This is a genomic window from Burkholderia sp. BE12, from assembly GCF_002959955.1.
Taxonomy (GTDB): domain Bacteria; phylum Pseudomonadota; class Gammaproteobacteria; order Burkholderiales; family Burkholderiaceae; genus Burkholderia.
On record NZ_PREY01000004.1, the window covers coordinates 148,942 to 172,605 of the forward strand.

At 66.9% G+C, this 23,664-nt stretch carries 19 protein-coding genes; 9 read left to right on the plus strand and 10 right to left on the minus strand.

Annotated elements, in window-relative coordinates:
* Positions 1-176: 176 nt before the first annotated feature.
* Genes C4B30_RS06000 through C4B30_RS06010 form a run of 3 tightly spaced genes read right to left on the minus strand, consistent with a single transcriptional unit; the run spans position 177 to position 4,434 of the window.
* On the minus strand, positions 177-1,760 hold the full coding sequence (locus C4B30_RS06000) for a DHA2 family efflux MFS transporter permease subunit (RefSeq protein ID WP_105132036.1): 1,584 nt from the start codon (positions 1,758-1,760) through the stop codon (positions 177-179).
* On the minus strand, positions 1,757-2,881 hold the full coding sequence (locus tag C4B30_RS06005) for an HlyD family secretion protein (protein WP_027781970.1): 1,125 nt from the start codon (positions 2,879-2,881) through the stop codon (positions 1,757-1,759). The genes C4B30_RS06000 and C4B30_RS06005 overlap by 4 nt, the downstream gene beginning before the upstream one ends.
* Before the next feature lie 59 nt (positions 2,882-2,940).
* Positions 2,941-4,434 carry an efflux transporter outer membrane subunit gene (locus C4B30_RS06010; RefSeq protein ID WP_105132037.1) on the minus strand — a complete coding sequence of 498 codons (1,494 nt, stop codon included), beginning with the start codon at positions 4,432-4,434 and terminating at the stop codon, positions 2,941-2,943.
* 109 nt (positions 4,435-4,543) lie between these two features.
* Between C4B30_RS06010 and C4B30_RS06015 the strand changes: the two genes are divergently transcribed.
* Together C4B30_RS06015 and C4B30_RS06020 are read left to right on the plus strand one after the other, a co-directional pair.
* Positions 4,544-5,317 (plus strand): AraC family transcriptional regulator, encoded by a 774-nt coding sequence (locus C4B30_RS06015; protein ID WP_105132038.1) that lies wholly within the window; start codon positions 4,544-4,546, stop codon positions 5,315-5,317.
* Positions 5,318-5,435: 118 nt separating this feature from the next.
* A complete protein-coding gene (locus tag C4B30_RS06020; protein WP_105132039.1) occupies positions 5,436-6,422 on the plus strand; it encodes a LysR family transcriptional regulator in 987 nt (328 codons plus the stop codon).
* 29 nt (positions 6,423-6,451) lie between these two features.
* Here the strand turns inward: C4B30_RS06020 and C4B30_RS06025 are convergent, their stop codons facing one another.
* From C4B30_RS06025 to C4B30_RS06045, 5 genes are read right to left on the minus strand one after another with little or no spacing between them, the layout of a single operon-like run.
* Positions 6,452-6,940: an SRPBCC family protein gene (locus C4B30_RS06025; protein WP_089501017.1), complete on the minus strand. Its 489-nt coding sequence runs from the start codon at positions 6,938-6,940 to the stop codon at positions 6,452-6,454.
* A 53-nt stretch (positions 6,941-6,993) separates the two neighbouring features.
* Positions 6,994-10,554 (minus strand): amino acid adenylation domain-containing protein, encoded by a 3,561-nt coding sequence (locus tag C4B30_RS06030; protein ID WP_105132040.1) that lies wholly within the window; start codon positions 10,552-10,554, stop codon positions 6,994-6,996.
* A gap of 9 nt (positions 10,555-10,563) precedes the next feature.
* The gene (locus C4B30_RS06035) at positions 10,564-11,490 is read right to left on the minus strand and encodes a diiron oxygenase (RefSeq protein ID WP_027781964.1); all 927 of its coding nucleotides are present in this window, start codon (positions 11,488-11,490) and stop codon (positions 10,564-10,566) included.
* Positions 11,487-11,876 carry a cupin gene (locus tag C4B30_RS06040; RefSeq protein ID WP_027781963.1) on the minus strand — a complete coding sequence of 130 codons (390 nt, stop codon included), beginning with the start codon at positions 11,874-11,876 and terminating at the stop codon, positions 11,487-11,489. Before C4B30_RS06040 ends, C4B30_RS06035 begins: the two co-directional genes overlap by 4 nt.
* Complete coding sequence (locus C4B30_RS06045; protein WP_060352929.1) at positions 11,873-12,655, minus strand: DUF3050 domain-containing protein; 783 nt, start codon at positions 12,653-12,655, stop codon at positions 11,873-11,875. The genes C4B30_RS06040 and C4B30_RS06045 overlap by 4 nt, the downstream gene beginning before the upstream one ends.
* 396 nt (positions 12,656-13,051) lie before the next feature.
* On the opposite strand from C4B30_RS06045, the gene C4B30_RS06055 reads away from it, so the two are divergent.
* Entirely contained in the window at positions 13,052-14,413 is a 1,362-nt protein-coding gene (locus C4B30_RS06055; protein ID WP_105132042.1) for a condensation domain-containing protein, read from the plus strand.
* A gap of 56 nt (positions 14,414-14,469) precedes the next feature.
* Positions 14,470-15,816, plus strand: a complete 1,347-nt coding sequence (locus C4B30_RS06060; protein WP_105132043.1) for an aspartate aminotransferase family protein — start codon at positions 14,470-14,472, stop codon at positions 15,814-15,816.
* 30 nt (positions 15,817-15,846) lie between these two features.
* Here the strand turns inward: C4B30_RS06060 and C4B30_RS06065 are convergent, their stop codons facing one another.
* Positions 15,847-16,662, minus strand: a complete 816-nt coding sequence (locus tag C4B30_RS06065; protein ID WP_027781959.1) for an AraC family transcriptional regulator — start codon at positions 16,660-16,662, stop codon at positions 15,847-15,849.
* Positions 16,663-16,858: 196 nt separating this feature from the next.
* Between C4B30_RS06065 and C4B30_RS06070 the strand changes: the two genes are divergently transcribed.
* A complete protein-coding gene (locus C4B30_RS06070) occupies positions 16,859-17,572 on the plus strand; it encodes an autoinducer binding domain-containing protein (protein WP_027781958.1) in 714 nt (237 codons plus the stop codon).
* A 71-nt stretch (positions 17,573-17,643) separates the two neighbouring features.
* Here C4B30_RS06070 and leuA read toward each other — a convergent pair whose 3' ends face one another.
* On the minus strand, positions 17,644-19,353 hold the full coding sequence (gene leuA / locus C4B30_RS06075) for a 2-isopropylmalate synthase (RefSeq protein WP_199779056.1): 1,710 nt from the start codon (positions 19,351-19,353) through the stop codon (positions 17,644-17,646).
* A gap of 994 nt (positions 19,354-20,347) precedes the next feature.
* Between leuA and C4B30_RS06080 the strand changes: the two genes are divergently transcribed.
* The 4 genes from C4B30_RS06080 to C4B30_RS06095 all read left to right on the plus strand — a co-directional run bounded on the left by C4B30_RS06080 (position 20,348) and on the right by C4B30_RS06095 (position 23,640).
* Positions 20,348-20,737: a fucose-binding lectin II gene (locus C4B30_RS06080; protein ID WP_027781956.1), complete on the plus strand. Its 390-nt coding sequence runs from the start codon at positions 20,348-20,350 to the stop codon at positions 20,735-20,737.
* Between the two features lie 107 nt (positions 20,738-20,844).
* Positions 20,845-21,708: a fucose-binding lectin II gene (locus tag C4B30_RS06085; RefSeq protein ID WP_105132045.1), complete on the plus strand. Its 864-nt coding sequence runs from the start codon at positions 20,845-20,847 to the stop codon at positions 21,706-21,708.
* 202 nt (positions 21,709-21,910) lie between these two features.
* The gene (locus tag C4B30_RS06090) at positions 21,911-22,651 is read left to right on the plus strand and encodes a fucose-binding lectin II (RefSeq protein ID WP_105132046.1); all 741 of its coding nucleotides are present in this window, start codon (positions 21,911-21,913) and stop codon (positions 22,649-22,651) included.
* A gap of 149 nt (positions 22,652-22,800) precedes the next feature.
* The gene (locus tag C4B30_RS06095) at positions 22,801-23,640 is read left to right on the plus strand and encodes an AraC family transcriptional regulator (protein WP_105132047.1); all 840 of its coding nucleotides are present in this window, start codon (positions 22,801-22,803) and stop codon (positions 23,638-23,640) included.
* The last annotated feature ends 24 nt before the right edge of the window (positions 23,641-23,664 follow it).

A 23,664-nucleotide genomic window follows, 5' to 3' on the forward strand; every position in this document is an offset into this window, starting at 1 on the left:
GAGATCGACATCGCCACGCGACAATGTGTAGCGCCACGTTGACATGTCGGACCCGCATCGCTTCTCAGACGCCGTGTGTCGCAAGTTGAAAGCGGAGCGAGCTACGCGGAGCTGACCGTACGGGCCGACCCTGTGTAGGCGCGAACGGCCATCTTCGAAATGTCCCATCCGCCGCGTCATGCCGGCTTCTTGCCCTTGAGTATGAACGCAGCTACCGTACACCCGATCATCGCGATTCCTGCGATCAGAAACGTATCGCTGTATGCCATGAGCAGCGCCTCGCGCATCACGCGCTGGTTCACGAGCCCGAGCGCCAGTTCCTGCACGCCGGATATCGACCCGCCGGGCAGCACGTCCGCGCGCGGCGCATGCATGCGCGCGAGTAGCCGCGCGAGCGTCGCCATGCGCTCCTGGAACGCTTCCGAGAACGGCGTGACGGCCTCGCCGATGCGCATCGCGTGCAGCTTCTGCCGCTCGACGACGATCTGGCTCATCACCGCGATGCCGATCGCGCCGCCGACGTTGCGCACCATGTTGAATACGCCCGACGCGGAGCCAAGCTGCGCCTTCTCGATTCCGTCGACGGCCATCACGGCCAGCGCGATCACGACGAACGACTGTCCGATCCCGCGCACGACCAGCGATGGGACGATCACATTCGACGCCGCATCGGCGTCGAGGTGGATGTTCATCAGGCACCCGGCCGCAACCAGCACGAAGCCGAGCACGATTGTCGTGCGCGGGCTCGTGCGGCGCATCAGCGGCGGCGTCAGGAACGACATCGCGAACTGCACCAGCCCGTACGGAATCATCGCAAGGCCGATGTCGCGCGCGCTGTAGCCGTGCAGCTCGGCAAAGTAGTTCGGCACGAGAAACACCACGCCGAACACCACCGCGCCGAACAGGAACTGCATCAGACTTGCGATCCCGAAGTTGTACTGGCCGAGCAGGCGCAGGTTGATGAACGGCTCCTTGCGTCGCAGTTCGATCGCGACGAACGCCGCCAGCCCGAGCGCCGCGACGATCGACAGCTCGACGATCATGTCCGAGGCGAACCAGTCCTTGCGACCGCCCTCCTCCAGCACGATCTGCAGCGCGCTCAAGCCCACCGCCATCGTCGCGATCCCGAACCAGTCGGCCCGCCTGAGCATCCCAAGCTGCACGGGCACGGGCCGGATCGCCCAACCGATCGCCGCAACCAGCGCGATCGCCGGCGGAATCTGCAGATAGAAGATCCAGCGCCACGAATACATGTCGGTCAGCCAGCCGCCCACCGACGGGCCCGCTGCCTGCGCGACGTTGTTCGCGATCGCGAACAGCGCCATCCCGAGCGGATGTTTCGACGGCGGCAACTCGGTGACTATCAGCTGGAACGACAGCGGGATCAGCACGCCGCCGAACGCGCCCTGCAGTGCGCGCGCGACAATCATCGTCGAGATGCTCGGCGCGACCGAGCACGCGAGCGAAAACGCGAGAAAGCCGGTCGCGCCGACCAACAGCACGCGTCGCGCGGAAAATACCTGCACGAGCCAGCCAGTGAGCGGAATCACGACGATCTCGGCGACCAGGTATGCGGTGGTAATCCACGAGCCCTCCTCGAAGCTCGCGCCGAGCGAGCCGCGAATGTCGGGCAGCGACGCATTGGTCACGTGCACGTTCATGCCGGCCATGAAGCAGCCGAACACGCCGCCGAGCACCGCGACCCACGCGCGCAGCGAAACAGTGTCTTCGTGCGCGGCCTGCACGGTCGTCGCGCTCACGAGCCGGCCCCCTGCGTGCCGCGCGTGTCGACGCGCGCGATCACCGACATGCCGGGCCGCAACACGACGCCAGCCGGCGGCGCATCGACACGGATTTTCACCGGGATGCGCTGCACGATCTTCGTGAAGTTGCCCGTCGCGTTGTCGGGCGGCAGCAGCGCGAACTGCGCGCCGGAGCCCGGCGCGAGGCCAATCACATGGCCATGCAGCGTGCGGCCCGAATAGGTGTCGACGTCGATCTCAACGGGCTGGCCGTCGTGCATCGCGCCCAACTGCGTTTCCTTGAAGTTCGCGACCACATACACGTCGCTCAGCGGCACCACCGCAAGCAACGGCATCCCGACCTCGACGTACTGGCCGGCCCGCACCGCGCGCTGGCCGACGCTGCCGTCACGCGTCGCACGGATCTCCGTGTGGTCGAGATCGAGCTGCGCGAGCGCGAGCTTCGCCTGGGCGGCCGCAAGCCGGGCGCGCGCCTGCGCGATCGCAGCCGTGCTCTGTTCGCGGCGGCGCTGCAGCACGGTCTGCTGGTCGGTCTGCACGCGCACGGCCGCGCCGGCGCGGGCCAGTTCGGCACGCGCCTTCAGCGCATCCGCGTGGGCCTGCTCCCAGCGCTGTCCGCTCGCGGCGGATTCGGCCAGCAGTTGCTTGTAGCGCGTCGCATCGGCGTCGCGCCGTGCGGCTTCAGCGCGCGCGGCGGCCGCGTCAGCATCGGCCTGCGCGATCTGGCTGCGCTGCTGGCCAACCTGCGCGTCGAGCGTCGCGGCCGCGGCCTGCTCGGCTTGCAGCGTCGCCTCGGCCGCTGCCACCGCGGCCTTAGCATCGTCGACTTTCGCGCGATAGTCACGATCGTCGAGCCGCACGAGCACGTCACCGCGCTTCACCGGCTGGTTGTCGTCGACGGCGACTTGCGCGACGTAACCCGACACGCGCGAGCTGACGGTCACGACGTCGGCGCGAACGTACGCGTCGTCGGTTCCTTCGATGAAACGGCCGACGGTCCACCAGTGCCAGCCGAACACAGCAAGCGCGATGACGGCGAGCACGGTGCCCGCGGCGATCAGTTGGCGCCGGGAGAACCGGGCGGTTTTGGCTTTTTCGGGTACGGCAGTCGTGCTCATGATCGGAAAGATGAGTTGGCGTGCAAGAGAACAGGCAAGGACGCTGCGAACGCGGCCGGCTACGGTTGCCAGCCGCCTCCGAGCGCCTTGAACACGGCGACCTGGTCGAGCGAGACCTGCTGCGTCGACTCGGCCAGCGCCGAATCGACCGCAACGAGGCTGCGCTGCGCATCAAGCACGCCGAGGAAATCGAGCGCGCCGGCTTTGTAGTTCAGCTCGGCGAGGTGATAGGCGCGTGCATGCTCAGCGCGTGCGGTTTCGAGCGCGGCGCGGCGGCGCCACGCCGCACCGTACCGGGCCAGCGCCTGCTCGGTTTCCTTCAGCGCGCGCAGCACCTGCGCATCGAATTGCGCGCGAGCAAGCGTGTCGTCGGCGCGGGCCCGCGCGAGTCGCGCGCGACTTGCCGCCATGTTCGGAAAGCGCCACGTGATCAGCGGGCCGACACCCCAAGCGATCGCGTACTTGTCACCGAGCGTTGACGGATCGCCGCCGCTCGACAGCCAGTTCACCGAGCCGCCGAGCGATATCGACGGATACAGCTCAGCCGTCGCCACGCCGATGCGTGCATTCGCGGCGGCCAGTTGGCGCTCGCTCTCGCGCAGGTCGGGGCGGCGGCGCAGCAGCGACGCGCCGTCGCCAACCGGGAACGGCCGCGCAAGCACCGGCGCGGTGCGGCAATGCGCGGCCGCGTCAGGCAGCGCGCCGGGCGCGCGCCCGGTCAGCACCGCGAGTTCGTACAGCGCTGCGCGCCGCGAGCCGACAAGCGCTGGCAGATCGGCACGCGTGTCGTCGGCGAACGCGCGCGAACGCGCCACCTCGAGGTCGGACACGAGCCCGTGCGCGCGCTGCTTCGCCGTCAGCGCGGCCAGCCGGTCCGCGATCCCGACCGACTGCTCGGCCACGTCGATCCGCTCGCCGTACGCGCACACCTGCGCATAGGCGGCCGTCGTCTCGGCGGCCACCACGACGCGCATCGCGTCCGACGCAGCCTGCACCGCCTCCGCGTCCGCCCGGGCGGCGTCGACCAGATGGCGCACGCGCCCCCACAGATCGACTTCCCACGACAGCGAGAACGACGGCGCGAAACCCCAGCGCGTATGCGCATCGGTACCCTTGGCCGCCGCGACGATCTGGTCGGGCGCGTGCTTACCGTAGTCGACGCCGAACCCGGCCGTCGTGTCGGGCAGCCGCGCGGCGCCGGCCTCATCGAACACGGCGCGCGCGCGCTCAACCCGCGCCACGGCCGCCGCGAGATCGCGGTTCTGCGCGAGCGCATCGCGCACGAGGCCGTCGAGCACGGGGTCGTCGTAGAGGCGCCACCAGCGTTGCGGCGGCTCGCCGGCGGCGGCGACCGGCACGTCGGCCACCGCGTCGAACGGCCCGGTGCGCGCCGTATCGGACACAGGCGGCCGGTACGGCTCGCCGACCGAACACGCGGCCAGCGCGGCCGATGCCAGCAGCACGGCCGCACAGGTGGCGCGCCGCACGCGCGGCAAGCGTGCATCGACGGCGGGAGAAACAGGCGAAGCGGACGAAATGGTTGGAACGCGCATCGGGTGGCAAGTAGGTCGAACAAACGATGGGTTTATGGTAATTTCGACCTAAGTGGTCGATCTCACGCGTAAAGCGCATTCGTCGTCGAGAAAAGGACACACAGATCAATTGGAAAACTTCTTCGTCGCACTCGAGCGTCAGGCGCGCGACAAGCAGATCGCCGTCGTCGCATCCGACTCGCCGGCGGGCACGGCGTACCCGCCGCATTCGCACCGGCAGGGCCAGCTGATCCACGCGATTTCCGGCGTGATGATCGTGCACGCGGACGCAGGCAGCTGGGTCGTGCCGACGGGCCGCGCGGTGTGGGTGCCGGGCGGTACGCAGCATGAGATCCGCTCGGCCGGCGACGTGCAGATGCGCACCGTGTTCGTCGGCCCGGAAGTGCGGCCGAGCCTGCCGACCGAATGCCGGGTGATCGAAGTCGGCACGCTGTTGCGCGAACTGATCGTGACGGCTTGCGACCTGCCCGCCGACTACGACCTGTCGCACCGCGCGGGCCGCGTGCTCGCGCTGATCCTCGACGAGATCGAGATCGCGCCACCACTGTCGCTACACGTGCCGATGCCGCGCCACCCCGCGCTCGCCACGCTGTGCACGCGGCTCATCAACGACCCGTCGTCGGCCGTCACGCTGCAGGCGTGGGCGCGCGACGCGCACATGAACGAGCGCACGCTCGCGCGCGCGTTCAAGCGCGAGACGGGCATGACGCACGGCGCATGGTGCCGTCACGCGCGATTGCTGCTGAGCCTGCCGCGCCTCGCCGCCGGCACGCCGATCCTCGAGCTCGCACTCGAACACGGCTACGACAGCCCCAGCGCGTTCGCGGCGATGTTCCGCAAGGCGCTCGGCGTCGCGCCGAGCGAATACTTCCGGCGGCGCTGACGCGCGTATCGATTGTCCGTTTTGCGACGATCGATCGCTAATGCGCGCGCGCGGCGTGTCGCTGCCGTCGCTACAGTAGCGGCATTGCCATATGGCCGGCCGCAGGTTTCGTTATCCGATGGATCTGATTCAAAGCATGCAGGCGTTCGTCACGCTCGCGGACGCGGGCACCTTCACCGAGACTGGCAAACGGCTCGGCATCACGACCGCGCATGTCAGCCGGCTCGTCGCGTCGCTCGAGCATCGTCTCGGCATCCGGTTGCTGAACCGCACGACGCGTTCGATGTGCCTGACCGAAGCGGGTGAGCGCTATCTCGCACGCGCGCGCGACATCACGCTCGCCGTCGACGCGAGCGAGCGCGAGGCGCGCGACGCGCGCGTGCATCCGCACGGCCGGCTGCGCGCGCATTGCAGTGCCAGCATCGCGAACCATTTCGTGATTCCGTTGATCGGGCAATTCCAGGCGCGTTACCCGGACGTCAGCGTCGACCTGACGCTCGCGCCGCACTTGCCGAAACTAGTGCGCGACAGCTACGACGTCGCGGTGATCGCGATGCCAAGCCTGCCGAGTTCCGAAGAGATCGCGATCGACGTTGGCCGGATCCGCAGCGTGCTGTGCGCATCGCCCGCGTATCTCGAGGCGCACGGCATGCCCGATTCGCCCGGCGCGCTCGTCCACCATCGCTGCGTGAAACTGGTCGCGCCCGCGTATCACGAGCGCATCTGGACGCTGTGGAGCGGCGCGCAAGCGCAAACGGTCGACGTCGATCCGTCGATGACGGCCGACGTCGCCGCGTCGCTCGCGATCGCGGTACGCGAGGGCGCGGGAATCGGGTTGCTGCCCGACTTCGTCGCCGCGGCGGACCTGCGCTCCGGCACGCTCGTGCGTGTGCTGCCCGACTACCAGGCGGAAGAAATCGGCGTGTTCCTGGTGTACGCGTCGCGCCAGCATCTCGATGCAAAAACGCGCGCGTGGGTCGACTTCATGAAAGCCGCGCTGCGCGACGCATTCGCGCAGATGCTCGACGACGCATGCGCACAACCGGTCGGGAAAAAAAGCCACGCGCCGGGCAAGACCGGCGCGTGGGCCGGCGCCACCGCGTAGCGGCACGGCGCCGGCGGCGCAATGCACGGTTACTGCGGCTTGAACAGCGCGCGCAGGTTCGTCATCGCCATGTCGAGAAAACCGGTGACGAACGCGTCGAATTCCGGCTGGCGCGCGGCGCCCCCGTGCGACGGTTCACCAGCGATGTCCCACGTCACCGTGCAGGCCCGCTCACCGCGCGGCTCGACGCGCATGAGCGCCCACAGATTGCCGATGTCGAACGACGTATGGATCAGGCTCCACGTCATCACCATCGCTTCGTCATCGTGGCTGTTGAGCTGTTCGACGACGACGTTGCCGTCCGCGAAATGCTTGATGCGCAGCGAGCGCACGCCGTCGCCGATCATGTCGGTATGGTCGAGCCCCGTGATGAAGCGCGAGAAGCCGGCGAAATCACCGACCACGCGCCACGCGTCGCGCGCCGGCACGTCGAGATCGGCCGAGCCGGACAGGATCGGCGTTTGCGGCGCGTAGACGAGCGTGGACGGACGGGGTTGCGTTGCAGTACGTTGCAGCATGATGCCTCCTTGATGAATGATGCGATGACAGCGATTAATCAAACGGGTAGTCTTCACCACGCGGGTTCGGGCTCGGCGTCGCGGCGGGCGTCGTTCGCGCGCGCAGCCGGCTCGGCCGGCGGCGGCATGAAGCCGCATTCGGCGAGATAGCCGAAATGCGCATCGAGCAACGCATCGTCCTTGTCCGGATACGTGACGCCGAGCCGGCGCAGCGTCGCCTCGGTGCGCGCGTGGTCGATCACGGCCATGTCGCCGATATCGTCCTGCCGGTCGTCCAGATAGAACGCGACGACGTCGAACAGCGCATTCGATTCGTCGATCGACAACAGTCGCTCGCGCCAGACCTCGGGCGCCTCGAAGCGCAGCGGGTAGCCGCGCCGAGCGAGTGCGCGCAGGTACCCGGCCCAATCGAGCGGGCGCGGGTTGTGCAGATGAAACACGCGCTCGGTGCGCGCACCGTCGAGCGTGCACGCGACAATCGCCCGCGCCAGGTAGTCGACCGGGCTCAGGTCGAACAGCCCGCCCTCGCTCGCGAGCGGTGCGCAGCCGAGTTGCACCGCGCCCTTGAGCAGCAGCAGGATCCGGTTGCGTCCCGGCTGGCACAGCCCCGTGCGCGAATGGCCCGTGATGTTGCCAGGCCGCAGGATCGTCGTGTCGATCCCGCGCGCGGCCGCTTCGGCAACGAGATGCTCGGACACCCACTTCGTCAGGTTGTAGCCGTTGTTGACGAAGGCAGGGCCGGCCTCCGACGGGGCCGCCTCGATCAGGCGGCCCGTCGGGCCCGTCGCGCTCGCCGCGGATAGCGTCGATACGAAATGCAGCGCCTTGCGGCGGCCGCTGCAGCACAGGCGGAGCAGTTCGAGCGTCGAGCCGACGTTCTCCGCGTGCAGGTACGGGTAGTCGTACACGTGGTTCACGTGCGCGCCGTTGTGATGAATCACGCCGACCTCGGCCGCGAGCGTCTGCCACTGCGCGTCCGACAGCCCGAGGTGCGGCGCGCCGAGATCGCCGCGCAGCACCCGCACGCGCGGGTGCCCGCACAGATGGCCGAGCCCGTTGACGAACGCCGCTTCGTCGAGCCGCCGGCGCGCGCTCGCATCGTCGTCGCCGCGCACGACGCAGTAGACGGTCTGGTTCGTGCGGCTGATCAGCTCGCTGAGGATGAAGCTGCCCAGAAAGCCGTTCGCGCCGGTCAACAGCACCGCGCCGGGCCCGTCGCCCGCCGGCTGGCTGGCCGGCAGTCGCACGTCGTCGGGCAAGCGGCGGTCGTCGTGCACGCGAGCCGGCACGTTCGCGCCGCGCTCGACCGACTCATCGCTCAGTAGTGCCGCGAGCGCGGCCACCGTCGGCCGTTCCATGAAACGCGCGAGCGCCGCGTTGCCGCCCAGCTCGCGCTTGACCGCCAGCATCAGCCGCGACACCAGCAGCGAATGGCCGCCCAGTTCGAAGAACGACGCGTCGCGGCCGATCTCTTCCGGTGCGAGTTCGAGCAGCGTCGCCCACAACGCGACAAGACGCGTCTCCAACGCGCCGCGCGGTACATCGCGCGTGTGGCTCGCCGCACGCGAGACCGGCAGGCGCGCCAGCGCGGCGCGGTCGATCTTGCCGTTCGGCGTCGCGGGCAATACGTCGAGCGCCGTGATGTCGTACGGCACCATGTAGTCGGGCAGCGTGCCGGCCAGCACGGCGCGCAGCGCGTCGGGCGTCGCTGCCGCGTCGACCGGCTTCGCGGCGAACAGCCGGATGCGCTTGCGCTCGTCAGGTACCACCGCGCACTGGTGGTACAGCCCCGCCGCCAGTGCGGCCGTCTCGATCTCGCCCGGCTCGACACGAAAGCCGCGAATCTTCAGTTGCGCGTCGCGGCGGCCAACGTAGCGCAGCGTGCCGTCCGGCTCCCAGCTCGCGATGTCACCGGTCCGGTACATCGTCTCGCCCGGCGTGCCGTACGGATCGGCGACAAAGCGCTCGGCGCTCAGGTCGGGCCGGCCGAGATAGCCGAGCCCGACGCCCGCGCCGGCGATGCACAGCTCGCCTTCCTCGCCGGTGAGCGCCGGACGGCCGTCGACCGCGAGCACATGGCAGCGCGCGTTCGCGATCGGCCGGCCGATGCGCCGGTTGCTGTCGCCGGCGCGCAGTTCGCCCGTCGTCGCGAGCACGGTGCATTCGGTCGGCCCGTAGATGTTGTGCAGCCGCCGGTTCGCGCTCCAGCGCGCGATCGTATCGGGATCGCACACGTCGCCGCCCGTGACGAGATGCGCGAGTGCGGGCCAGTCGCAATCCGGCAGCGCCGCGAGCAGCGCGGGCGGCAGGAACGCGTGTGTGATACCCGCGTCGGCGACGAGCGCCGCGAGCGCGTCGAGTTCGCGGCGCTGCGCTTCGCTCGGCGCGACCAGCGTCGCACCGGCGAGCCAGGTCGGAAACATGTCGAGCAGCGACGCATCGAAAGCGATCGTCGAGAACTGCAGCACGCGCGAGGACGCATCAAGCGACACGTGCGCGCGATACCAGTGGCAGAACTGCACGATGTTCCGGTGCGACAGCATCACACCCTTCGGCACGCCGGTCGAACCCGACGTGTAGATCGCGACCGCGCAGCGCGCATCGCGATCGGCATCCCGCTCGAGCGGCCACTGGCCGGCCAGCGCGTCGGGCGCAGCGTCCGCTTCCGCGTGGGTGCCGCAGTCGATTACGTCGAGATCGAGCCCGTCGAGCAGCACCGGCTCGACCGCACCACCGACGACGAGCGCCTGCGCGCCCGATTCGCGCAGGATCGTGCGAGCGCGCTCGGGCGGAAACGCCGGATCGAGCGGCACGCAAGTCGCGCCGGCGCCCAGCACGCCGACGATCGCCGGATACAGCGCGACGCCCTTGTCGAGTCGCACGGCGACCACGCGTGGCGCGGCACGCCAAGCGGCGATACGCGCGGCGACACGGCGGGCACGCGCGAGCAGCTCACGATAGGTCAACCGACCGTCGGCCGCGACGAGCGCGCAGGCGTCCGGCGCTGCGGCCGCCGCACGCGAGACGAGTTCCGGCAACGACGGCTCGCACGGCCACGCAGCGGCCGTGTCGTTCGATGCGTGCCAGCCGGCCAGCCGTTCGAGATCGATCAGAATGTCGTCCGGCCCGGGCGGTGTCGCGCGCGGCGCGTCGTGCGGGTCGCTTAGCTCGCGTGCGATTGCGCTCGCGACTTCGTGCATCAGATCGACCGCGCACGCGGCAATCTCGTTCGCGAGATCGGCGCCGTTGAGCGCCGCGCCGAACGCGAGCGTCGCGTCGGCCAGCTCGCGCGTGTCGCCCGGCGCCACGTCCGTGAGCCACGCGACGCGTACCTCGCGCGGCGGAAAAGCATCGGCGACGATCTCGCACCGCAGCGGCCGAGCGTGCGCGCAGTGTACGGCCGGGTCCGGCGCGCCGCAGACGATCGACCACTCGGCCGCGTTGCGCAACGTGTCGGGTGCCGGCGCCGGCAACAGCAGCGCGTCGGCCGCGTCGCGTAACGGGCCGTCGCGTCCGTCGGCGATGCACACGGTATGGCCGGTCGCCTCGAGTTCAGCCGCCAGCCGTGCAGCAAGACGGGTCTGGCCGCCGATCGCAATGATGATCGCTTTCATCGACGTGACTCACAGGTAGTCGGACAAGGCCGCGCGGGTCGGCGCGTGATCGAGCAGGCCGCTCATCCGGAAGAACTGCCGGATGTTGACGATCATCGGATGCTGGCTCGTGATCGGATACGCACCGACCATGTCGTCCGCGATGCGCGTACGCTCGGCGGCCGGCAGATCGAGTGCGTCGATCAGGCGGCGATCGAACTGCAGTTGCAGATCGGCGCTCAGGTATTCGCGCAGGAAGCACGGCAGCCCTTCGCCGAGCGCGAGCCGCGCGGGTCCGTCGATCTGCGACCAGTACAGCTTCACGAGATTGATCCAGAACGCCGAGTGACGGCCTTCGTCCGCGAGGTGATCGGCCATCACGCCCTTCACCGAGCGCTTGAGCGTCGCGTCGCGCGAGAACGCCGCGACTTCCGCCGTGACCGTGTTCTCCGAGATCGCGACGCACAGCAGCTCCATGCCGTCGCGATACTGCGCGCCGACCCGCTCGACCGCGCGCGGAATCGCACGCGACAGCTCGATCTCGCTGTTCGGCGGCAGCGGCGCGATGCCGGTGGCCTCCTCAACCTGCCGTAGGTAGTCCATCGCGACGTACGCGTGATAATCCTCATCGATCACCACAGTCATCGCGTCCTGCCGGCACGCGAACGGAAACGGGTGCGCGAACCGGCCGCGCGCAATGCGCAACGCGGTGGCGTTGACGATCTCCGTCTCGAAGATGATCACGTCCTGGATGTACTTGTAGAAGCTCTGCAGCAGGACGAAGTCGCGCACCGCGTCGCCCGCGTCGACGATCGCCGGGTGCGCGCACAACGGCTGGCGTTCGAGCGGGTAGTAGCGCAGTTCGTCGTCCTCGACGATCCGCCGTGGGCGCGATCGCACGGTCGCGCGCGCCTCCCAGCGGTCGACGTGGCTCACGTATGTGACGGCGGTCGTCATCGCGTGTCCTCCGGGAAACCGTAGTAATGGATTTCAAGCAGCAGGCAGCCCGCGTCGCTGCGAAACGGGCCATGCGGCGTGCCAGCCGGACGCACGAAGTAGCTGCCTTCCCGATACGTCGCGCGATACTCGCGCGTCGTGACGTCGACCAGACTCTGGTCGCCGTCAATCAGGTGCACCTCCTCGTGGTAGTCGTGCAGGAACGGCACGCGCGTGCCCGCACCGGGATCGAACCGCACGATCCGTGTCCGGATGCCGCGCTTCGCATGCTCGTCCAGCGTATCGACGAGCACGACCTGGTCGATGCCGTCGTCGAACGCCGCCGGGTGCTCCCAGTCGAGCGCCGCGAAATCGACGATGCGCTCCGACAGACCGCGCGCGTTCATGCCGGCACCACGTTGCGGGTCTGGCCGAGATGCGCGAGCAGCCCGTCCCACAGGCGCATTCGCTCGTCGATCGCGTCGAGCCCGGCCTGCAGCGCTTCCTCGAGCTTCGCCGCGTCGCCGTCGGCCGCTTCCCGGATCATCGCGCGCGCCGCCGGCCCGTGTTCGCCCGAATCCACTTCGATATGGCGGTCGAGGTAGTACACAAGCAGCGGAATCGACGAGCGCTCGATTTTCCATTCGTCGAGCAGCGTGCGGAACATGTCGGGAATCACGTTCTCGCGGCCGTAGAAGAAGTTGCCCAGCACCTGGTGTGTCGCGCCCGACGTGCACGTGGCCATCGTCGCCTCGACGAAACGGATCACCGGCTCCGGCGCATCGACGGCCTTCAGCGCGGCCGACACGGAGAAGCCCGAGCGCACCAGTGACACCATTTCCTCGATGCGCGACGTCGAGGCGCCGACATCGCGCATCGCATGCAGGTACAGGTCGTAGTGGCTCATGTGGCCGTTCGGCGTTTCGTCCGATTCCTCTCCGAGCACGATCTCGTTGATGAGGCGCGACGCGTTCGCATTGCGCGGCGCGACCCACGGCACCGCGACGGTCGTCAGATCCTGCTGCAGCCGCTTCACGAGCGACATGAAATCCCACACGGCGAACACGTGCCATTCCATGAACACGCGCAGCTCATCGATGGTACGGATCGATCCGAACACCGGATGATGCGCGAGCCGCTCGTGCTGCTCGCCGATTTTTCGCTCCAGCCCTTCCAGTTGATTCACGGCACTCTCCTAGTAATGTCCGCTCGCGCCAGCCCACTGCGCCGGCTTCCGGCGCCGGAAACCGTTTCCGGCGAATTGCCTGCATGCCGTTTTCGGCTTGCGGAGCAATTTCAGGCGTCGATGCTAAATAAGCTGACAATTTGCCGCCTATTCAAAACGGACATTCTCATATTCTTTCCGGACCAGACCACTCACAACCCCCTCGAATCCTTTACCGACAAGGCTTTGACGAATTGACAACAAAAACTCACGGAATTGACAGCCACAAATCGGACTGTCTAGGATAACAATTGCGATTCATCAGAAATGAAATGCATGATGCGAATATGTATTTTTTATTAAACAAATGCGCGCATTTAATTCATCCACCGGAATAAGCTTTCCAGGAGAAACGACGTGACCAATTCGACGCTTCAATTGCCGCTGTCCGCGCCGCAGCGCGATTTCTGGGAGGCAGCGCTCGCGTATCGCGTCCCGTCGACGCATATCTACGCGGCCGAGTATTTCGAGATTCGCGGCGCCCTCGACACCGATGCATTCGAACGCGCGCTGCGGCAGGTGATTCGCGAGGCGCAGACGCTGCACACGACGCGGATCGTGCTGGATGGGGACACGCCCGTGCGCGTGCTCGATGCCGCGCTCGCCGACGACTGGAGGCTCGAACGCGTCGATCTCGCCGGCACCAAAGACGCGCACGCCATCGCGCTCGCCGGCATGCGCGCGCATTGCACGGGCGCGATCGAGCTGGCGCGCGGGCCGTTCTTCCGCCACACGCTGTACCGCATCGCGCCGGATCACTACTACTGGTATCACGGCTACGCGCACATCCTGGTCGACGGCTATTCGGGCAGCCTGATCGCCACGCGCGCCGCCGAGCTGTACAGCGCATTCGCGGCGGGCGCCAAGGCACCGCCCGCCCGCTTCGCGTCGCTCGCCGAGCTGCAACTCGACGAAGACGCGTACCGCTCCTCCGAGCAGTTCGCGCACGACCGCCGCTACTGGCTCGAACGCTTCGCGGACCAGCCGCGCACCGTCACGCTCGCCGGCCCCGCACGCTTTCCCGAGCGCGATGACGGACCCGACCTGCGCGAGACGCGCATCGCGAGCGCGAACGAGAGCGCGCGCATCGAGGCGGTCGCCAAGCAGCTGTTCACGTCGACAGTACCGCGGCTCGTCACCGCGCTGACCGCCGCGTACCTGTACCTGAACACCGGCGCGCACGACATCGTGCTGTCGGTCGCCGCGATGGCCCGCACGTCGGCGCGCGAGCGCCGCACGCCGACGCAGTGCGCGAACATGCTGCCGCTGCGCCTGCACGTCGAGCCGGGCCACACGCTCGATGACCTGTGCCGCCAGGCAAACCGCGAGATGACCGCGCTGCGCCAGCACCAGCGCTACCGGATGGGCGACCTGCACCGTGAGCTGACGTCGCTCGACAACGGCCAGGGCGTGTTCGGCCCCGAGATCAACATCATGGCGTTCGACTACGACCTGCGGTTCGGCGACTGCGTGACGACGTCGCACAACCTGTCCGTCGGCACCACCGACGACCTGATGGTGAACCTGACCGATCGCCGCAACGGCGAGCCGCTGCGCTTTGACTTCGACGCGAGCCCGCAGTACTACAGCCGCGACGCGCTGAACGCCCACGTCGGACAGTTCCTGAGTTTCATGCGCGTGGCGCTCGACGAACCGTTCGCAACGCTCGGCGCACTCGAAAGCCGGCTCGACGCTCAATCAGCGGCGCTCGCCGGCTGAGCGTCATCTGCTTCACCCTGTTGCCCCGTCCAACCGATTCACTACGGAGTCCTGTCATGTCCTATTCTGAATCACGCTTCTGGCATCCCCGGCAACATCCGCTCGCTGCGTCGCGCCCGCCGATCCGCATCACGCGCGGCGAAGGCTGCTACCTGTACGACGATACCGGCCGCCCGTATCTCGACGCGGTTGCGTCGCTGTTCAACGTGTACGTCGGTCACGGCCGACGGGAGATCAAGGAGGCGATCGTCCGCCAGCTCGACGAGCTCGAATATCACCCGGTATTCGCCGGGTTCAGCCATCCCCGCGCGGAGGAGCTGTCGGCGCGACTGGTCGGCATGCTGCAGCCCGAAGACATGAGCCGCGTGATCTTCGGCTCCGGCGGCTCGGACGCCGTCGAGGCCGCGCTGATGATCGCGCGACAGTACTGGAAGGTGTCCGGGCAGCCCGAGCGCACCAAGTTCATCGCGTTGCGTCAGGCCTATCACGGCTCGCACTTCGGCGGCAGCTCCGTCACCGGCAACACCGCCTACCGGCGCAACTACGAGCCGACGCTTGCCGGCTGCTTCCACGTCGAAACGCCGTGGATCTATCGCAACCCGTTCACGCATGACCCTGAGGAGCTCGGCCGGCTATGCGCGTCGCTCGTCGAGCGTGAGATCCTGTTCCAGGGGCCCGATACCGTGGCCGCCTTCATCGCCGAACCGGTACAGGCGACGGGCGGCATCATCGTGCCGCCCGCGAACTACTGGCCGCTGGTGCGCGAAGTATGCGACCGCCACGGCGTGCTGCTGATCGCCGACGAGGTCGTGACGGGCTTCGGCCGAACCGGCGCGGCATTCGGCAGCCGCGGCTGGGGCGTCGCGCCGGACATCATGTGTCTGGCAAAAGGCGTGTCGTCGGGCTATCTGCCGCTCGGCGCGACCGTCGTCAATCGCCGTATCGAGAACGCGTTCGCGTCCAATCCGGGCGGCATCGGCACGCTGATGCACGGCTACACCTACTCCGGCCACCCGATCGTCTGCGCGGCCGCACTCGCGAATCTGCAGATCATCGTCGACGAGGATCTCGCTGGCAACGCGGCGCGCGAAGGCGCGTACCTGCTGGAGCGGCTGCAGCCACTCGTCGACCGCTATCCGGTTGTCGGCGACGTGCGCGGCAAGGGGCTGCTAGTCGGCATCGACCTCGTGAAGGACAAGGCGACGCGCGAATCGATCGATCCGTCGGATGGCTATGCGGCCGCGCTCGCCGACGCGGCGCGCGATGCGGGCGTGCTGATCCGCTCGCTCGGTAACCGGCTCGCGATCGCGCCGCCTCTCGTGATCGGCCGTGAGGACGTCGACCGGATCGTGGACGCGCTCGTGCATGCGTTCGAAGTGGTGCCGCGCTGGACCGCACGCTGAGCGCGACAGCGACAGCGACAGCGGTGGCGGTCAGCGCGCTGCCGCTTCCGCCGCCGCGAGGTACTGGCTCGGCGTGACGCCGAACGCGCGCTTGAAGGTGGCCGCATAGGTGGTCGGGCTGCGATAGCCGACCTGATGCGCGGCCTGCGTGACGGGCATGCCGCTCGCGAGCAGCGCGAGCGACATCGACAGCCGCAGTTGCTGGCGCCACGCGGCCACGCTCATGCCGGTCTCGCTGCGAAAAAGGCGCGCCAGGTGGCGCGCGCTCAGCGCGGCGTCGCGCGCGAGCGTTTCGAGCGGCAATTCGCAGTGCGGCTCGCGCTGCAGCCGCTCGCACAGTTTCAGCAGGCGCCGGTCGCGCGGCAGCGGTAGCGTGAGCGGCGTCTGCGCGAGTTCGCTCAGTTCGTCGGCGAACAGGCGCGCGAGCGGATCGCGGTCAACGCTGCAATCGAACGGATGCGAAACGCGCGTGGCGAGTTCGCGCAGCAGCGGCGATACCGTCATCGCGCACAACCTGGCCGGTAGCCGCGCGCTGAGCGCGTCGCCGAGATAGAGCGAGCAGAGCTGCACGTCGGCGGCCACGCGCATCGCATGGACGGTGCGCGCCGGAATCCAGATCGCGCGCAGCGGCGGGGTGATCCAGCGCTGGCCTTCAACGTCGAGCACTAATACGCCGCGTGTCGTAAATAATAGTTGCCCGGCCTGATGCGCGTGCGGCGCATACTCGTGAGCAAGCGCGCGGGCGGGGGCCGACGCGCAGGGCGGTTCGATCGCGCGGATTCCGCCGAAGGCGAACGCGCGCGCGCCGGCGCGCGCGAGGAGAGGCACGTCTTGAACGCTGGTCATGGTCGATCGTCCTGATACGAAACCGGAGGGGTACCGCAACACGTGAAACGACGGGGGGACAGGTGCCCGCACAAGCGGGGCCGTCGTGCGAACAGCCGCCATTAAACCGGCGTCGGCTTCGCCTCAAAACTGTCCTTTTGAACAGGATACGCGCGGGCCGCAATGCACGGCCCGCCCACACCGACGAGGAACACCGATGGACCTGACAATACTGCACGACTGTTTCGACGCACTACAGCGCGCACCCACGGCGGAAGCCGCGCTCCTACCGATTGCCGCCGCCGCGGCCGCGCTCGGGTTTCAGTATTGCGTGTACGGTTTGCGCCGCACGCTGCCGCTCGCCCGGCCCGACATGCAGATCGTCGGCAATCATCCACGCGAATGGGAACACCGTTATGTGAAATTCGGCTACGTCACCATCGATCCGATCATCAAGCGGGTGGCGAGCCAGCCGCGGCCGGTCGTCTGGAATGCGTTCGACGAACCGGGCGACACCGCGTTCTGGCACGACGCGGCGTGCTTCGGGATGCGTTACGGCTGGTCGCACGGCGGCTACGACCGGGCCGGCAACCTCGGCGTGCTAACGCTCGTGCGCGACACGACGCCGCTCGACGCGGACGAAGTTTCGCTGCTGCGTGCACCCTGCGCGAGCCTCGCGCACGCGGCGCACGCGTACCTGATGCCGCGCCTTGCTGATCCGATTGCGCCGGCAGGTAGCGGACTGACGCTGCGCGAGCGTGAAGTGCTGGCGTGGACGGCCGACGGCAAGACGGCCTACGAGATTGGGATGATCTTCGGGATCGCGGAGCGGACGGTGAAGTTCCACCTGCAGAACGCCGTCGTGAAGCTCGACGCGATGAACAAGACGCATGCGGCCACCAAGGCCGCGATGCTCGGGCTGCTGCCGTGACGGCGCGAACGCGCACGCCGTGATCCGAAAAAGAAACCCGGGCGGGCCATGCCGCCCGGGTTTCGACCCGGTTATGCGATGGCCTGCACCGCCGGCTGTTCGGCAAAGAAGGTTGCTTGCACAACCTCATCCGAACGGGCATACGCGCGATTCACGCCGCTGATCACCGCACGAAGCGACGCAGTCGTCAGGTTCGCATCGACGCCGACGCCGAACGCGCTGCCGCGCACGCCCGCGCCGGCCAGCTCGGCGATTGCAATCGCCTTCGCATCGGCGCCCTGCGACAGTGCGCGCTCCTCGTAATGCTGAATCCGCAGCGGCGTGCGCAGCGCATGCATCAGCGCATCGAGCGGCCCGTTGCCTTCGCCGTGCAGCACGCGGCGCTCGCCGTGCACGTCGACGGTCAGCACGATCGTTTCGCGGCCGTCGCGTTCGGTCAGCTCATGGCTGACATAACGCAGCGGCGTGTCGCTTTCGACGTACTCCTGCTGGAACAGCGCCCAGATCTGCGCGCTCGTCACCTCGTGTCCGCTCTCGTCGGTCAGGCGCTGCACTGCCGCGCTGAAATCAACCTGCATGCGGCGCGGCAGCGCGACGCCGTAGCCCTGTTCGAGCAGATACGCGATACCGCCCTTGCCCGACTGACTGTTCACGCGAATGATCGAATCGTACGTACGGCCGAGATCGTTCGGGTCGATCGGCAGGTACGGGACTTCCCACATGGCGTCGGCGCGCTGCACGGCAAAGCCCTTCTTGATCGCGTCCTGGTGCGAGCCGGAAAATGCGGTGAACACGAGGTCGCCAACATACGGATGGCGCGGGTGGACCGGCAACTGCGTGCATTCCTCGGCCGTGCGCGCGACTTCGTTGATCTGCGAGAAATCGAGGCCCGGATCGACGCCCTGCGTATACAGGTTCAGCGCGAGCGTCACGAGATCGACGTTACCGGTGCGTTCACCGTTGCCGAACAGGCAGCCCTCGATCCGGTCGGCGCCGGCCATCACCGCGAGTTCGGCCGCCGCGACCGCGGTGCCGCGGTCATTGTGCGGATGCACGGACAGAATCAGCGAATCGCGGCGCGCAAGATTCCGGTGCATCCATTCGATCTGGTCCGCATAGTAATTCGGCGTGCCGATTTCCACTGTGGCCGGCAGGTTCACGATCGATTTGCGCTCGGGCGTCGGCTGCCACACGTCGAACACCGCGTCGCAAACTTCCTTCGCGAAATCGAGCTCGGTCGCCGTAAACGTTTCCGGGCTGTACTGAAGCGTGAACTGCGTGTCAGTCGCTGCATCGGCGCAGCGCTTGATCGTGCGCGCCGCGTTCACCGCGAGTTGCTTCACGCCGTCGCGATCGAGGCCGAACACGATCTTGCGGAATTCCGGTGCGGTCGCGTTGTACAGGTGCACGATCGCGCGCTTCGCGCCGCGCAGCGATGCGAAGGTGCGCTCGATGAGGTCATCGCGCGCCTGCGTCAGCACCTCGATCGTCACGTCGTCGGGAATGTGGCCGCCTTCGATCAGTTCGCGCACGAAGTTGAAATCGGTTTCGGACGCCGACGGGAACGCGACCTCGATCTCCTTGAAGCCGATCGCGACCAGCGTCTTGAACATCCGCATCTTGCGCGCGGCGTCCATCGGTTCGAACAGCGCCTGGTTGCCGTCGCGCAAGTCGGTGCTCATCCAGATCGGCGCCTGCGTAATCGTGCGCGACGGCCATGTGCGGTCAGGCAGGTTGACGGGCGTGAACGGTCGGTATTTCGTCGCGGGGTTCTTCAGCATCATGATGTTCGGTCCTCGGTCTGTTTGTCGATGAAGCGCAGCGCGGCGGCCATCGGCATCAGGGGCCGGCTACGCGCGCAACGGTGAAAACGGCAAGAAAGCGGCACAACGGCGAAGCGGCAAAGCGGTACGGCAAACGACGGCTTGGCGGTTGAGCGACCGGGACGGAGCAGAGTAATGACGGAAGAAAGACGAACTCAGGCGCCGGTCGACAACCGGGGCCAGGTCGGTGATGCGGGGAAAATCTGGCGCTTCAGGAAAGAAGCAGATGGAAAGCGCGCAGCCGCAGACCCAGCCCGGAGAAGCGGGCTAGTAGTCGTAGCGAAAAGACGATTTGGGCGGCGTGCATGAGCGGCATCAAATCACAGGCGCGGGAAGCTGTCAACAGGCCGCACGCCGGACGGACACGAATCGCTCGGCGGCACGGCCGCCAAAATCAGTCCAGTCCGATAGGCGGCGACGGGCCTCGTCGCTATGCTTCACGGGTGCGGCGCCGGTGAAGCCCTATTCATGTTCGGAGTGAGTCGGTCAACAATCTTCGCCGGTTGCCGCACCCCTTTCCTGCGCGACCAGGCTTCGGCGTGGGCGTTCGGTGGTGGCCGGTGGGCGCGGCCACGACAGAGATGTTGATGTTGAAACGAAACGCTGCCATATGCGAACGCCGAGCGTCTGCGCCGAAGCCTGATTGCCCTACCTCCCGCACGGCCTGCACGGCCTGCACGGCCTGCACGGCCTGCACGGCCTGCACGGCCGCGCATCATTCATAAAAACGATACACACATCGATATAATTTCTCGAATATATCGATTCACGTCCAATTAAAACCATTTCATTAAATCGGACCGACTTCATTTTCGATTTATTGAACAATAATCATTCTCAGGCGAATATTTTTTCATTTATTTTTCGGCATGCTCGACAGGCCGTGTTTCAAACAGCAAACGTTTGCGAGACACGGTCTGAAGCGTTACCCAACACTCCTCAGGAGGGAAGCATGGCCGATAATCAAACGTCATCCAATCGCGCTGGCGAGTTTTCCATTCCGCCGAATACCGATTTCCGTGCGATTTTCTTCGCGAATGCCGCCGAGCAACAACACATCAAATTGTTTATCGGAGACAGCAAGGAACCTGCCGCCTATCACAAGCTGACGACGCGCGACGGCCCGCGTGAAGCCACGCTGAATTCCGGCAACGGCAAGCTCCGCTTCGAAGTGACGGTGAACGGCAAGACGTCGGCCACCGACGCGCGCCTCGCGCCGATCAACGGCAAGAAGTCGGACGGCTCGCCGTTCACGGTCAACTTCGGGATCGTCGTGTCGGAAGACGGCCACGACAGCGACTACAACGACGGCATCGTCGTCCTCCAGTGGCCGATCGGCTGAGCGATCGGTAACCGACCGCCGGGTGCCGCCTGTCAGGCAGCCCGGCGGTTTCGCGTCGAACCGCGTAGCACCTCAATCGAAAACCGTTTCGCCATCAGGAGACCTCCATGCCCATCCTTTCGGCTTCGATCAGTAGCGCGCCCGTCGTCACGTCCGAGACTTACGTCGATATTCCGGGCCTGCATATCGACGTCGCGAAAGAGAACATTCGCGACGGCAAGTTGCTGGTCACGCTCAACGTACCGACACCGTACGCCACCGGCAACAACTTCCCCGGCATCTATTTCGCGATCGCGACCGACAAGGGTGTCGTCGCGGACGGCTGCTTCACCTATTCGTCGAAGGTGCCCGAAAGCACCGGGCGCATGCCCTTTACGCTCGTCACGACGATCGACGTCGGCAGCGGCGTCACGTTCGTGAAAGGCCAGTGGAAAAGCGTGCGCGGCAGCGCGATGCATATCGATTCGTTCGCAAGCCTTTCCGCGATCGGTGAACCGGCTGCGCAGTCGTCGTCGCAGGGCGGCGGGAATCAAGGCACCGAAACCGGCAGCGGCACTGGAACCGGCACCGGTAGTGGCACCGGCACTGGAACAGGCGGCACCGGCACCATCGGCGGCGGCGGCGAACGCGACGGCCTGTTCAATCTTCCGGCGAACATCAAGTTCGGCGTCACCGCGCTCACCAACGCGTCGAACGACCAGACGATCGACATCTACGTCGACGACAACCCGAAACCGGCCGCCACGTTCAAGGGCGCAGGCGTGCAGGACCAGAACCTCGGCACGAAGGTGCTCGACTCCGGCAAGGGCCGCGTGCGCGTAATCGTGACGGTGAACGGCAAGCCGTCGCGGCTCGGCTCGCGGCAGGTCGACATCTTCAAGAAGTCGTTCTTCGGGATCGTCGGGTCGGAGGACGGCGCGGACGACGACTACAACGACGGCATCGTGTTCCTGAACTGGCCGCTGGGCTGATCGACACGCGTCGATAACCGAGATGCGCGGCGCGGCACGGATTGCGCGCCGCTGTCGGGATCGCAATGGCGACGGGGCCAACCACACATTGCGAATGAGTCGGGGCAGCGCTGTGCTGCCCCGCGCTTTGCGCCGCGCGCTGCACGGCGAAACCGATTCGCCGGCCGCACGACGGTAGACATTCCATCAAGACGAGGACGACATGCAACAACCCTTTACCCACGACGATCTGTACGCGCTGCTGCAACTCGCCGGCAACGACGCGACTGCCGCGCAATCCGGCGGCGACCAGGCGGTGCTCGACCGGATGCGTCAGCTCATGACCACGCAGCTCACCGAGAAGCTGCCGCAATTCGATGTGTTCGTCCACCTCTCGACCGTGCCGTACAGCTTCGACATCTCCAGCTGGATGAACAAGGTCAAGACCGACACGACCGGGAAGATCGACGCCTGCACGGTGACGTGGGCCGGTGCGCCCGGCGTACTGCCGGGCGCCGCCGCGAAGTTCGGCATCGGTGCGGTGGTCACGTACTTCGCGAAAGCGACGGCGCAACCGCAACCCGCTCAGCCGGACCCGGTGACGAACGCCGGCGGCGAGCGCGACGGCATCTTCAACCTGCCGCCGAACATCGCGTTCGGCGTGACGGCGCTCGTCAACTCGTCGGCGCAGCAGACGATCGAGGTGTTCGTCGACGACAACCCGAAACCGGCCGCGACGTTCCAGGGCGCCGGCACGCAGGACGCGAACCTGAACACGCAAGTGCTGAATTCGGGCAAGGGGAAGGTGCGCGTGGTCGTGACGGCGAACGGCAAGCCGTCGAAGATCGGCTCGCGTCAGGTCGACATCTTCAAGAAGACTTACTTCGGGCTGGTCGGATCGGAGGATGGCGGCGACGGCGACTACAACGACGGCATCGCGATCCTGAACTGGCCGCTGGGTTAAGTCACGGAATCCTGCCGACCATCGCCACGCCGCCCGGCGTGGCGATGTGCTTCAATGCATCCTCCACGCCTGGCACCACACCGCAAGAACGATCAAATCGCCCAGCCGCCGATAACATATAGTCTGCCCGACACCCTCATTGGCACACCATGAATCCGGTTGGAAAAGCGCTTTGGTTCATCGAAACCGAGCTGGACAGGGAATTGACGCTCGACAGGATTTCCGCGGATTGCGGCATGGCGCGCTTCGGTTTTTCGCGCCTCTTCTCGATGAATACCGGCTGGCCGGTGATGCGCTACGTCCGGTCGAGGCGGCTGACGCGTGCAGCGCAGGCGTTGGCGCAAGGCGCCCCGGATATCCTTCACGTGGCACTCGAAGCCGGATATGGCTCCCATGAGGCATTTACGCGCGCCTTCCGCGATCTATTTGGCGTGACACCCGAAGAAGTACGGGCACGTCGCGCACTCGACGGGCTATCTCTTGTGGAGCCGCTACGCATGAAAGAACTGAAAATCATCGACCTTGCCTCGCCACGTTTCGAAGACGGCGAAAGGCGGTTGATCGCGGGCATGAGCGACCGGTATACCTTCGAAACCAATGACGGGATTCCGGCGCTTTGGCAAACCTTTATCCCGTACATCGGCAACATATCCGGCCAGGTCGGCGGCGTGACTTACGGCGTGTGCTGCAACCCGGGTGCGGACGGCAGCTTCGAATACATCGCAGGCGTGGAGGTGAAGCGTCGCGACCGGTTGCCTGCCCCGTTCCGCTGCATCGAGCTTGAACCGCAGCGGTATGCGGTCTTCGAACACAGCGGGCACGTCTCGACGATTCACCAGACCTTCTACAGCATCTGGAACGGATGGCTGCCGACGTCGGGATTCAAGGCGGCGGAAGCGCCCGAGTTCGAACGCTATAGCGAGGACTACGATCCGGCCGCGGGTACAGGCGTGCTTGAAATCTGGTTGCCCGTAGAAAAATCCGCGTGAGTGGTCTGCGCCGATCGGCCGCGG